Source organism: Rahnella sp. PCH160, assembly GCF_047784855.1.
Classification (GTDB): Bacteria; Pseudomonadota; Gammaproteobacteria; order Enterobacterales; family Enterobacteriaceae; genus Rahnella.
Genome location: NZ_JBLOGT010000001.1, coordinates 96,646 through 108,659 on the forward strand (window position 1 = coordinate 96,646; position 12,014 = coordinate 108,659).

Consider the following 12,014-nt stretch of genomic DNA (forward strand, 5'->3'; position numbering starts at 1 on the left):
TTTTCACCAGAAATGGTTTTAAGATGAAGAAAATTTTAGCTTTGCTGGTTATCGCACCGATGCTGATTTCCTGCTCCGGCAGTAAGAAAGACCAGTTCAACGAAGCTTTCGTTAAAGACACCAACGCATTCGATATTTTGATGGGGCAGTTTGCCCATAACATCGAAAATATCTGGGGCATGAATGAAGTGCTGATCGCGGGTCCGAAGGACTACGTAAAGTATAGCGATCAGTATTACACCCGCAGCCACATCAACTTTGATGCGGGTACCATCACCCTTGAAACCATTTCCGGCACCGATCCGGCCGCCAGCCTGCGTCAGGCGATTATCAGCACGTTGCTGGTCGGCGATGATCCGGGCAATGTTGACCTCTATTCTGACGCCAACGATATTCAGATCAGCCGTGAGCCGATGCTTTACGGACAGGTTCTCGACAACACCGGCCAGCCGATCCGCTGGGAAGGCCGCGCCGCAAGCTTTGCCGATTATCTGATACAAAACAAACTGATGCGCCGTCAGTCCGGCATGCACATCATTTATTCCGTCACGATCCAGATGGTGCCGAACCACCTGAATCAGCGTGCGCATAAATATCTGCCGATGATCCGCGAAGCGTCCGCCAGATACGGCGTCGATCAGTCGCTGATCCTGGCGATCATGCAAACCGAATCCGCCTTTAACCCGTATGCGGTCAGTAACGCCGACGCACTCGGCCTGATGCAGGTTGTGCAGCATTCCGCCGGGGTTGACGTATTTAAATCCGAAGGCAAATGGGGCAAACCGAGCCGCAGCTATCTGTTTGATCCGAAAAACAATATCAATACCGGCACCGCCTATCTGGCGATGCTGCAAACGACGTATCTGGGAAACATCAGCAACCCGACGTCACGCCGTTACGCGGTGATCACGGCGTACAATGGCGGTGCAGGCAGCGTGCTGCGCGTGTTCTCTCAGAACAAAACGCAGGCGTTCAACATCATCAACAACATGGCACCAGGCGATGTCTACACCACGCTGACCACCAGACATCCGTCAGCCGAATCACGCCGCTATCTGTACAAAGTGAACAACACGCAGCGCGGTTATCGCCGTGTAGATTAATGTTATTGCGGTAAAAAAAACGGAGGCCAGCTGGCCTCCGTTTTCATATCTGCGTGTGCGTAAAAGCGTGCAGATTACTCCGCGACGACGTAGCCCATAATGCGCTTCCAGCCGACAGGTTTTTTCTCAATGTAAACACCCTGCAGTTCAGGCGAGAAGCCCGGCAACAGGTTAATCCCCTCTTCCAGCGCCATGAAGTAACGCTGCACAGCGCCGCCCCACAACTCGCCCGGCACGACGCAAAGAACGCCAGGCGGGTACGGCAACGCGCCTTCTGCCGCGATACGCCCTTCGGCTTCACCGATGGGCACCAGCTCGATGTTGTCGCGGATAAACTCGTTATGAGCGTCCTGCGCATTCATCATCACTTTCGGGAAACCCTTCTCGCGGAACATCTCTTTTTGCAGTTCTTTCACATCAAAACTGACGTACAGGTTATGCATTTCCTGACACAGCTGACGGATGGTGTAGTTGCGGTATCTGTCTTCGTTTTTACGGTAAACGGTCGGCAACACTTCGCTCAGCGGCGCGTCTTCTTCGATGTACTGCTCGAAGCGAACCAGTTCTTCCACCAGCAGCTGCATTTTGGCCGGCGTTTCGGCTGGCGTCAGCAGGAACAGGATCGAGTTAAGATCGCATTTCTCCGGCACGATGCCGTTTTCGCGCAGGTAGTTCGCCAGAATGGTTGCGGGAATACCGAACCCGGTATATTTCCCGCTGGACGCATCAATGCCCGGCGTGGTCAGCAGCAGCTTGCACGGGTCAACGAAATACTGTTTTTCCGCATAACCCGAGAACGCGTGCCAGCGCTCGCCCGGCACAAAATCGAAGAAACGCACATCGTTGGCCATCTCAGCGGTTTCATGATCCTGCCAGAGCTTCCCGCCCACCGTCGGCGGAACAAACGGCAGAATCATCGAGCACTGATCGAGCAACATTTTGCGGGTTTCGATGCCCAGCTTCACGCACTCCATCCACATATGCTTGCCGCTGCCCCCCGCGTGAATACGCGCGTTGACGTCAAGCGCGGCAAAGAGCGGGTAAAACGGGCTGGTCGAGGCGTGCATCATGAACGCGTTATTCAGCTTCTTATGGCTGCAATGACGCTTCTGGCCTTTGATGTGATTGTCTTTTTTGTGGATCTGCGACGTCTGCGAGAACCCGGCCTGCTGCTTATGCACGGACTGCGTGACGATAATGCCCGGATCATTTTCGTTGAGTTCCAGCAACAGCGGCGAGCACTCTTTCATCATCGGGATAAATTGCTCGTAACCGACCCATGCAGAATCAAACAGAATGTAGTCACACAGATGTCCGATTTTATCGACCACCTGACGCGCGTTATACACGGTGCCGTCATACGTGCCGAGCTGGATGATTGCCAGACGGAACGGACGTTTTTCCACAGCCCTTTGCGGAGCCACTTCTTTGATTTGTTTGCGCAGATAGGCTTCATCGAAACAGGCCGCGTCGATTCCACCGATAAAACCAAACGGGTTGCGCGCAGTTTCGAGATACACCGGCGTCGCGCCTGCCTGAAGCAGTGCGCCGTGGTGATTGGACTTATGGTTGTTGCGGTCGAACAGCACCAGATCGTCGCGCGTCAGCAGCGCGTTGGTCACGACTTTGTTCGCCGCAGAAGTGCCGTTGAGCACAAAATAGGTTTTATCTGCGCTGAAGACTTTCGCCGCATACTTTTGCGCGTCTTTCGCCGAACCTTCGTGGATCAGCAAATCGCCCAGCTTGACGTCGGCATTACACATGTCGGAACGGAAAATGTTCGGGCCGTAAAAATCATAGAACTGACGCCCTGCCGGATGGCGACGGAAAAACTCACCGCCCTGATGCCCCGGGCAGGCAAACGTCGCGTTCTCCATCTCGACATACTTTTTCAGCGTGTCGAAAAATGGCGGGAACAAGGCTTCTTCATAGGTCTCCGCAGCCGATTCAATCTGCGCCGCATAGAACGCCTGATTAGCATCGGACAAGGTAATCACGCCTTTCAGCGACGGTAAAAATTCCGGCGAAATATGCTCCGTTCCCTGCACTGCAACAAACGCGGGGATCCCGAACCCCAGCGTTTCTATCTCCGCCAGCCTGCCGTGGTTCAAATCCCCGACAGAAATAATGATGGCCGCGACGTCGGCATAATCGGCACGACGCAGATCAACGACCAGGCGGGACGTCTGGAGATAAGGTGCGACAGAAGCGCTTGCTGCAAGTTTTAAGTGTTTCATTCAGACTCTCAAACGGTTAAGTAAGAGGGTGTGCCACAGGGCACGGCAATGAGCTGGTTCTGACGTCTTAAAAGGGTTAGTGCGCAGAGTCCAGCCCGGCAAATGACGTTGGCTTGAGCGCGGTGTCGAGTGCGATGAAACGATGCCCGAGGGGCAAAGTGCTAACCGATCGACGTTCAGGCCCAGCCACGTCTGATAGACAACAGTAAAATCAGAGGTACGCTCTGTTTTTACTCATATCTAACAGCAGGCAAACGGTAGCCTTACCGCATGAAAGGATCTGCAAATAGAGGAAAACTGAAATCGTGGTGTTTACAGCACCCGGAGATCATCATCAGATTTTTTATGCACCTACGAAAAGCGCGATGTGATAAACCAGCCATGCCGCAACCCTCTTGAGCTGTCGCGTGAAAACGGGATCAGAGTTGTTTAATAAATCGGCGCAATAATGGCATCTTTTATCCCCCTGTTCAACCCTGAAAATTGCGGGAAATTCTTACAGAATACGACATCCCAAAACGCGAAAACCCCCTCATCACGGGCTGTTTTGACGGGCACTTTCCCGGTGTTGTAAGTTAAATCGACAAAATGCCGTAAAAAGCATCAGTCGGGTGACGAACCCCACCGATGTGACAAAAAGCCGTTGACGACACATGCCCAATACGGTTTAATGCGCCCCGTTGCCCGGATAGCTCAGTCGGTAGAGCAAGGGATTGAAAATCCCTGTGTCCTTGGTTCGATTCCGAGTCCGGGCACCAAATTTAAAGAAACCAGCCTGATGGCTGGTTTTTTGCTTTCTGGCGTTTATAAAAGCCGGGGAATGATGACCCCTCTCACAACTTTTGACCCGCCATAAATACCCTGGGTGTATTCAACTCACCTGTGGCCCCGCAAGAAAAAACCAGCCAGGTGAGCTGAATGCACAATTTTCATCATCCGGGAAATAAGCAATTACAAATTTGCAGATGCAGAGCCAGCGCGGCTATTTTCCTGTGCCACCGGCTGACCCAATTTTGCCGTGAACCAGTTAACCACCCTGTCGATTACCGGTTTCTGATACCAGTGAATATCACCGTGTTCAGCACCTTCAATCAGAACATACTCCACCGGATCACCCGCTTTATTCAGAGCCTGATAAAGCTGCGCACTTTGCAGCGGTGAGACCAGCGTGTCTGCACTGCCATGCATGAGCAGAAACGGGGGTTTCTTACCGTCCAGATGCCCTACAGGGCTGGCGTAGAGTGCCTTTTTGGGATCATGGGTAATCGATGCCCCCGCAAAATCACGGAATGCAGCACCGTTTACCAGCAAGGCTTCCGTCGCAGCGGGTGACTGATGAACCTTGTCTGTTGCGGCAGGAAAACCTTCGCCGATATTCAGCAGATTTGAAATGCCATACAGCGAGACTACAGCCTGAACAGACGAAGACTGATTGAGAAAATCACCTTTATCAAAGGCTTTTTCGCTCCCTGTCGTGCCGAGCATCTGAGCCATCCAGCCACCGGCGGAATCGCCAAGTACACCGATACGGGATGGGTCTATACCGTATTCGCTGGCGTGCTGACGCAGATAGCGAATCGCAGATTTACCATCAATGACCGGCGCGGGGAAAGTGTCAGGGATCACGCGGTATTCCGCGGTCGCAACAACGTATCCGGCTTCGGCCAGCGCCATCCGCATTTCAATAAATTTGTCGTAATCTGCTGACGTAAAGCCGCCGCCAGGGAAATAAACAATAGCGGGTTTCAGCGAGTGATTACGGGGTAACAGCAGCGACATATGTAATGCCCGCACAGTCCGCGTCTGAATAATCTGGCTATAGACTATTCCGTTGATGGCATCAATCTGCCCACGGGTTTTATCGACGTTAATCACTTCGGCGCCCTGCGTGTAGCCCGGCAAGGTCGTGGCTGATAAAACGGTGTGAGATACCAACGTCATACACAGCCCTCCTGTTAATAATAATTTGCGTAACAGCATGTTTGATGACTCCCTAAACTAAAATAACGATGAAATACAGAATGATTCTCAGATACCGATTGCCGCATGATGGCCCTGATAGATTGCGGTAGTGATACTCGAGACCTTCACACAGTCGCCAACCTGCGCCACACGCGGCGCACAGTCACGCAACTCATCGATGACCGCGTAACGCGCGCGCTGTCCCAATGCACAAATCACCCCTTTGCCGCTTAGCTTCACTCTATTTGCAGAATTATCGCTGCACACCACCCCATCATCAGTGATTTCAAGCGCCCGATAGTGGCAGTAAACCTCAATACCTGACTTCGCGATCTCCGCCAGCAGCAGAGGCCGGTGGCGAATATTGGCGTCCGGAGCCAACTGGTCATTCATCTCGACCAACTTAACGCGTTTATTCAGGTTTGCGAGATGAATCGCGATTTCGCAGCCTGCCAGGCCGCCCCCCAGAACAATCACATCATCCGGCACGCGATCCTGTTGCAGATGATAATCGTTAATCAGTATGACGTTATCCTTGCGGATCCCTTTAATGGGCGGGACATTCGGCTCTGATCCAGCGGCGATAATCAGTGCGTCAGCCTGAATCTCATCTGCATACGCAGGGGTAACGGAGGTGTTCAGACGAATGTCTACCCCGGCCCGGACACACAATTTTCCCAGCGTCACCCCCAGTTGATACATTTCGTATTTGAATGGAATCGCCTGTTCACCAATCAGAATGCCACCGACTTCATCATTCTTTTCACACAAGATAACGTCGTGCCCGCGCCTTGCCGCCGTCCAGGCCGCCTGCAAACCGCCAGGGCCAGCGCCGACGACCAGCACTCTTTTTTTCTGCTGCGCGGGCAAAATTTCCAGACCATCCAGCTCCCGGCCAATAATCGGATTGACGGTACAGCGCCGCGTTGACGTTTCTGCCCGCTCAGCCATACAGGTAAAACAGCGCAAACAATGAATGATGGTATCGTCGTGGTTGGTCATCACTTTGTCAGGCAGTTCCGGGTCAGCCAGTAAGGCGCGGGCCATTTCCACAATGTCGGCTTTGCCTGAGGCGATGATGTCTTCCATCATCTGCGGATCGTTCAATCCCCCGACAGTGGCAACCGGCACGCTGACATGTTTTTTAATTTCGGCAGCCAGATAGACATTGCTGCCATGCGGTAAAAACATTGAAGGATGGGTCAGGCCAAACCCCCGCTGATAGGTTCCCGCGGAGACGTGAAGGATGTCGATGCGACTTTCCAGCAGCCGGGCAATCTCAATGCCCTCCTGCAAATCATACCCCCCGTCAAACAGCTCCGAGCCGCTCAGCCGAAATTCGATGGGGAAATTTTCCCCCACCGCCTTGCGTATGCTATCGAGTACTTCAATGGCGAAACGCACCCTGTTTTCGCGCGAACCGCCGTAGCAGTCGGTACGCTTGTTAAACCACGGCGAAAGAAACTGATTGATAAGCCAGCCGTGACCACCGTGAACCATGACCATTTCGAATCCGGCTCTTTTGGCCAGCAGGGCTTTTTCGCCGTAGGCGTCAACGATCTCTTTGATAAGCCCGGGGGTCAGTTCATGGACTTGTCGTCCATCCGGGCGAGTCCCTTCACTCGGCCCCCACTGAAACATGTCTGCTTTCTTGTTTTTATCCGTCAGATAGGTACCGGCGTACTGCCCCGAATGGGATAACTCGACACTGGCAATCGCACCGTGCCGGCGAATGGCATCTGCGGTGTAAGTGAAGCTGGCAAGCGAACCCGGCGTCTGGAGGTCGAGATGATACATATGGGACCCTTCCGTCTGCGGATGCACGACCAGTTCGCTGACAGTGACATTCGCCACGCCGCCTTTTGCACGGTTTTCATAAAAAGCGGTGGATGCCGGGCCAATGGTACAGTCAGCGGTAATATCCGTGCCTCCCATCGGGGCGCCGAACATTCTATTTCTGAAATAGACGTTACGAATTTTGATTGGCTGACAAAGGTGGGGATATTTTCTGGTAAAAGACATGCGTTCTGCTCCGGTAGATTTATTTAAATTGAGAATTTCTACTCATCAGACGGAAAACCTGAGTGAGCACCAGCGCGGCGATACTGAAACCGATACCGACCGGAAACGCGCTTTTATAACTCTGTGCGCTGGCGAAAGCTGAACTCATGAGGGTTGGCCCGACATAGCCGGCGATGGCAAAGCCACAAAACATGATGCCGAAGTTGACACTGTTGTGCTGAGTGCCGAACTGGTCGGCCGTAAAGCCGGGAAAGATGCCCATAAAAGCGCCAAAGCAGAGGCCAATAATGGAAATACCGGTATAAAACAAGGCAACATCGCCGATGCCTGCGAGGTAGAGAATACCGAGGCCCGGGATCGGGAGAATGCAGGCCAGCATCAGCGTGTTTATCCTGCCGATCTTGTCCGAAATAATGCCCGCGATTATCCGCCCCAGTACGTTGAACAACGCGAGAACCGATACCGCCAGTGCCGCCGCCGCCGCCGACATACCAATCATGTTTTTCGCCAGCGGCGCGGCCAGCGAGATGCACATTAACCCTGAGACTGCACCGCAGGTCAGCATGACCAACATGATGTAGAAGTGGGGACTCGTCATCATCTGCCGCCAGTTTTTATTCACTGATGGTGAGCCAGCCCGGTGGGGTTGTGCGGGGTGCCACCCCTGAGGCGCAAAGCCATCGGGGCACTTATCGATAATAAAAGCGCTCGCGCAGACGATAACGGCAAAAATCAGCCCGATGATTTTGAAGGCAGACAAAATACCCGCATGCGCGGTAATGAGCGCCGCCACGGGAGGAATAATGACTGAGCTGACACCGAACAGCGCCGTGGTGATACCGCCGACAAAACCGCGCTTATCCGGGAAGAATTTGATACAGGTGCTGATGGTTGCGCCATAAACCATCCCCAGCCCCAGGCCGGTAAAAATGCCGTAAGCCCAGATTAATTGGCTAATTTGTGTCGCAAAACCGCAGAGTATCATCCCGCCACCGAACATCAATCCTCCGACAAAAATGACCAGTCTCGGGCCCAGCGTATCGTTGATTTTCCCGCCGGTGATCATAGTGATAGGGCCGACGGAGTTACAAATAACAAACACAATGGCCAGATCGGCTGACGTGACAGTCGTTCCATGAAGCTGCGACAGGTAATCCGCCATAGGTGAGGCGAAAACGCTCCAGGCATACATCGACCCGACACAGAGATTAATAAAACAACTCGCAATAAGGATTTGCCACCGTCTCCTTGAATAGTCCATTTTTACCCCTCAGCCCGGAATTTTAATTATTTTTAACAAAATCAATATATTATTAACAATCGCATTGGTCAGATATTCTCCAAAGACGCTAAACCACACAAACAAACATGTCAATGTTTACATGTTTTATGTGGAATGATTGTCAACGTTCCGGAGGGCAATAAGGGGATGAGGGGGCGTGATATACTGCGCGGGGATACATCAACAGGCGAAGTACAATGAAAACATTAACCTATGCCATTCTTGGTTTGCTCAACCGTACTGCAATGACGGGTTATGACATCAGCAAGGCGTTTAACCATGAACTGGCGAAGTTCTGGCATGCAAAGCACAGCCAGATTTACGGTGAGCTGAAAAACATGTTTAACGACGGGTTGGTGACCTATGACATTGAAATTAGTGGCGAGATCCTTGAAAAGAAAAAATACAGCCTCACCGAAATCGGGCGAAATGAGTTGCTTAAGTGGCTTTGCAAAGATGAACCGATAGAACAAACAGCAAAAGACGTCTTTCGGGTGCGGATGTATTTCTCCAATTATCTGGATTTATCGACGCGGATCCACTTACTGGAAAACCAGCGCCGACAGCATCTTGAGCGGTTAACGACTCTGCAAAAAACCATGGAGCAATATCCGCAAGTCCCGCCGCTGGATAGTGATCGATTTGGCGATTATATCGTGCTGGAAGGGGCGATTTACCGTCAGGAGAGTTTGCTATGCTGGGTTGATAAATGTATTGGCTATTGCAGTCAGAACACGTAAGGCATCGGGGCTGGCAAGGGATGAAATACCTCCCAACCCGCCCGATTGGTGAAAATACAAAACTGATTTTTTATCTCCTGTGACGGTTCTTTTTTACTTTGAGAAGCCAATAAAAAAAGGCCGGTGAATGTTTATCTCATTCACCGGCCTTACGATTACTGCATTCAGCGTATCCGAGAAACGTTATCCGTACAATTTCAGCCGCGCAGCCTTCTTCGCGCAAGCAAGATCCGCCTGAACCATCTCAATGACCATATCCTGCAAAGAGGTTTCCGGTGCCCAGCCGAGTTTGCGACGCGCCTTGGTAGGATTAGCGCTGACCTCGCACGCTTCGGCAGGCCGGATATAACGTGGATCGACCGCGACAATCACATCCCCCACTTTCAGGGCGGCCGCCACCGGGCTGATAATCGCGGTAATAATCCCCTTCTCTTCCACACCTTTGCCAGTAAAGCGCAGCTTAATCCCCAGCTCCAGCGCAGCGAACGTCACAAACTGGCGAACGGTATATTGCACGCCGGTGGCAACCACAAAATCCTCAGGGGTATCCTGCTGCAACATCAGCCACTGCATTTTGACGTAATCCCTGGCATGGCCCCAGTCTCGCAGCGCATTCAGATTCCCCAGATGCAGGCACTTCTCCAGCCCCTGCGTAATATTGGCCAGACAGCGGGTAATTTTACGCGTGACAAAATTTTCACTGCGATGCGGTGATTCATGATTAAAAAGAATCCCGCTGCACGCATAGACTCCGAACGTCTCGCGGTAATTCACAATCGTCCAGAAATCAGAGATACCAGTGGCATACCAGGAAGGATAAATATTCAGGCTCACCATTTCATTAATCGCAATGCCATTCACCAGCCCGCATAACGCAGAAGGTGAGGCATGATAATAACGCGTCTTCGTTTCCAGCCCGAGAGTACGGATAGCCCCGAGTACTTTTAAAGCGCTGAATTCTCCCGTGGAAAACAGATCATCTGTAGGATCAGAGAATTCAGACGACTGCCCCGTACCACCCAGATTATAAATCTCGTCTGGCCGGATAATAGCGAGCAAATCGCGGGCCGTTCCCGTACTGATATCAGCATAGGCATAAATATGAAGATCAGAGGATTTATCTTGAAAACTACTGCCCGGAATCCCGGTATTTAACGGAATAACATTTCCGCCGATACCGTGAACAGTATAACCTTTCTTTAATAAAAGCTCGGCAAGATAAGAGCCATCCTGCCCGGTTATAGGGGTAATCAGTGCGACTTTAGACATATAAGATCCTTTGATTACAATTTAATAAACGCATCATGGCTGATGCCCGATTATAATCGTAAGGTTATTCACCGAAATAGGAATAGCGAACCAGAGATAAGATGCAGAATCCGGTAATAAACAGCATGGGTCAATTCGTAAAAATTAATAAATAACCTTCTTACTTTCATTAAACTCCTGCCATTTTGTTTTGATGTACTCATCTAATTCTTTGTGAAAACGTTCTTCAGAAAACCGTAATGCATTGTTGCGGCAATTCACCGGCAGGAACGAATCTTGTATGGTCTCAAATAACAAAACAGCCCGTATCAGGGACTCTGCCGTTTGCTCTGCAAAGAAAATACCGGTCGGATTGGTTTCACCATAGGGGCGAATCGACTCCAGCACACCGCCTTTACCAAAGGCAATGACCGGCGTCCCGCAGGCCTGTGCTTCAACCGGCGTAATACCAAAATCCTCTTCAGCAGCAAAGACAAATGCCTTCGCGCGACGCATGTGGTCCTCCATGACATCGTCAGGCTGATAACCCAGAATCTTAACATTCTTGCCCGCCTTCGCCTTTATTTTGGCCATCTCAGAACCGTCGCCAATGACCACCAGTTTTTTGTCCGGCATCAGGCTGAAAGCTTCCACAATGATGTCGATGCGTTTGTAGGGCACCATGCGGGATGCAGTAAAGTAAAAGTCCTCTTTATTTTCCTGCAACGTAAAGCGATCCACGCTCACCGGCGGGTAAATAACATCGGCATCACGCCCGTAGACTTTTTTAATTCTTCTCGCGATGAAATGTGAATTAGCAATAAAATGATTTACACCGTTTGCTGTACGGTAATCCCAGATTCGTATTTTGTGCAAAAAACAGCGGGCAAGTTTACCCTTAAGCCCTTTATTTAATCCGGCCTCTCTGAGGTACTGATGTTGAAAATCCCAGGCATAACGTATCGGAGAGTGGACATAACTAATGTGCAGCTGATCGGGCCCCGTGAGAACCCCTTTTGCCACGGCATGGCTGCTGGAAAGAATAATATTATGTTTTGTGACATCTAGCTGCTCGATAGCTAAAGGCATCAGCGGTAAATATTGCTGGTACTTTGTTTTTGCAAACGGCAGGCGTTGAATAAATGAAGTCGTGACATCTTTACCGTAAAATTGTTTTCTGGATTCATCAGAAAGAAAATCAACAACTGAGTAAAGTTCTGATTCAGGGTAAAGTTTGATAAATTCTGCAATAACCTTTTCTGCCCCGGCAAAAGTCACTAACCAGTCAGCGACAATCCCAACACTCACTTCATGTGACATCATTAAAACCTCATGAATTATTATTTTAGTATGATGATAACAAATACAATTAAGGGTGAACGTGAAGTCTTCCGAATGATAAAAGTGAGTAACACGGACT

Annotated in this window: 8 protein-coding genes and 1 tRNA gene; 3 read left to right on the plus strand and 6 right to left on the minus strand. The window is 50.9% G+C overall.

Features of this window, described 5'->3' with window-relative positions:
* Positions 1-23: 23 nt before the first annotated feature.
* Entirely contained in the window at positions 24-1,103 is a 1,080-nt protein-coding gene (gene mltC / locus ACM5QY_RS00470) for a membrane-bound lytic murein transglycosylase MltC (RefSeq protein WP_416118763.1), read from the plus strand.
* A gap of 74 nt (positions 1,104-1,177) precedes the next feature.
* Here mltC and speF read toward each other — a convergent pair whose 3' ends face one another.
* On the minus strand, positions 1,178-3,340 hold the full coding sequence (gene speF / locus ACM5QY_RS00475; protein WP_416118764.1) for an ornithine decarboxylase SpeF: 2,163 nt from the start codon (positions 3,338-3,340) through the stop codon (positions 1,178-1,180).
* Positions 3,341-4,022: 682 nt separating this feature from the next.
* Here speF and ACM5QY_RS00480 point away from each other — a divergent pair.
* Positions 4,023-4,098: transfer RNA gene (locus tag ACM5QY_RS00480), tRNA-Phe, on the plus strand.
* A 193-nt stretch (positions 4,099-4,291) separates the two neighbouring features.
* On the opposite strand, the gene ACM5QY_RS00485 is transcribed toward ACM5QY_RS00480, so the two are convergent.
* From ACM5QY_RS00485 to ACM5QY_RS00495, 3 genes are all read right to left on the minus strand, one after another.
* Positions 4,292-5,281 carry an alpha/beta hydrolase fold domain-containing protein gene (locus ACM5QY_RS00485; RefSeq protein WP_416118765.1) on the minus strand — a complete coding sequence of 330 codons (990 nt, stop codon included), beginning with the start codon at positions 5,279-5,281 and terminating at the stop codon, positions 4,292-4,294.
* Positions 5,282-5,368: 87 nt separating this feature from the next.
* A complete protein-coding gene (locus tag ACM5QY_RS00490; RefSeq protein ID WP_416118766.1) occupies positions 5,369-7,324 on the minus strand; it encodes an NAD(P)/FAD-dependent oxidoreductase in 1,956 nt (651 codons plus the stop codon).
* A 19-nt stretch (positions 7,325-7,343) separates the two neighbouring features.
* The gene (locus ACM5QY_RS00495; protein WP_416118767.1) at positions 7,344-8,585 is read right to left on the minus strand and encodes an L-lactate MFS transporter; all 1,242 of its coding nucleotides are present in this window, start codon (positions 8,583-8,585) and stop codon (positions 7,344-7,346) included.
* Between the two features lie 218 nt (positions 8,586-8,803).
* Here ACM5QY_RS00495 and ACM5QY_RS00500 point away from each other — a divergent pair, with 218 nt between their 5' ends.
* Positions 8,804-9,346, plus strand: a complete 543-nt coding sequence (locus tag ACM5QY_RS00500; RefSeq protein WP_416118768.1) for a PadR family transcriptional regulator — start codon at positions 8,804-8,806, stop codon at positions 9,344-9,346.
* Between the two features lie 183 nt (positions 9,347-9,529).
* Here ACM5QY_RS00500 and ACM5QY_RS00505 read toward each other — a convergent pair whose 3' ends face one another.
* Positions 9,530-10,615, minus strand: coding sequence for a GDP-mannose 4,6-dehydratase (locus ACM5QY_RS00505; protein ID WP_416118769.1), 1,086 nt, complete (start codon positions 10,613-10,615; stop codon positions 9,530-9,532).
* Between the two features lie 144 nt (positions 10,616-10,759).
* Complete coding sequence (locus ACM5QY_RS00510; protein WP_416122791.1) at positions 10,760-11,914, minus strand: glycosyltransferase family 4 protein; 1,155 nt, start codon at positions 11,912-11,914, stop codon at positions 10,760-10,762.
* Positions 11,915-12,014: the final 100 nt, after the last annotated feature.

What these genes read in the sequence shown, in the direction of transcription:
- ACM5QY_RS00490 (WP_416118766.1), bottom strand. Translation starts at nt 7,324, where the DNA reads ATGTCTTTTACCAGAAAATATCCCCACCTTTGTCAGCCAATCAAAATT.
- ACM5QY_RS00505 (WP_416118769.1), bottom strand. Translation starts at nt 10,615, where the DNA reads ATGTCTAAAGTCGCACTGATTACCCCTATAACCGGGCAGGATGGCTCT.
- mltC (WP_416118763.1), top strand. Translation starts at nt 24, where the DNA reads ATGAAGAAAATTTTAGCTTTGCTGGTTATCGCACCGATGCTGATTTCC.
- ACM5QY_RS00500 (WP_416118768.1), top strand. Translation starts at nt 8,804, where the DNA reads ATGAAAACATTAACCTATGCCATTCTTGGTTTGCTCAACCGTACTGCA.
- ACM5QY_RS00495 (WP_416118767.1), bottom strand. Translation starts at nt 8,585, where the DNA reads ATGGACTATTCAAGGAGACGGTGGCAAATCCTTATTGCGAGTTGTTTT.
- ACM5QY_RS00485 (WP_416118765.1), bottom strand. Translation starts at nt 5,281, where the DNA reads ATGACGTTGGTATCTCACACCGTTTTATCAGCCACGACCTTGCCGGGC.
- ACM5QY_RS00510 (WP_416122791.1), bottom strand. Translation starts at nt 11,914, where the DNA reads ATGTCACATGAAGTGAGTGTTGGGATTGTCGCTGACTGGTTAGTGACT.
- speF (WP_416118764.1), bottom strand. Translation starts at nt 3,340, where the DNA reads ATGAAACACTTAAAACTTGCAGCAAGCGCTTCTGTCGCACCTTATCTC.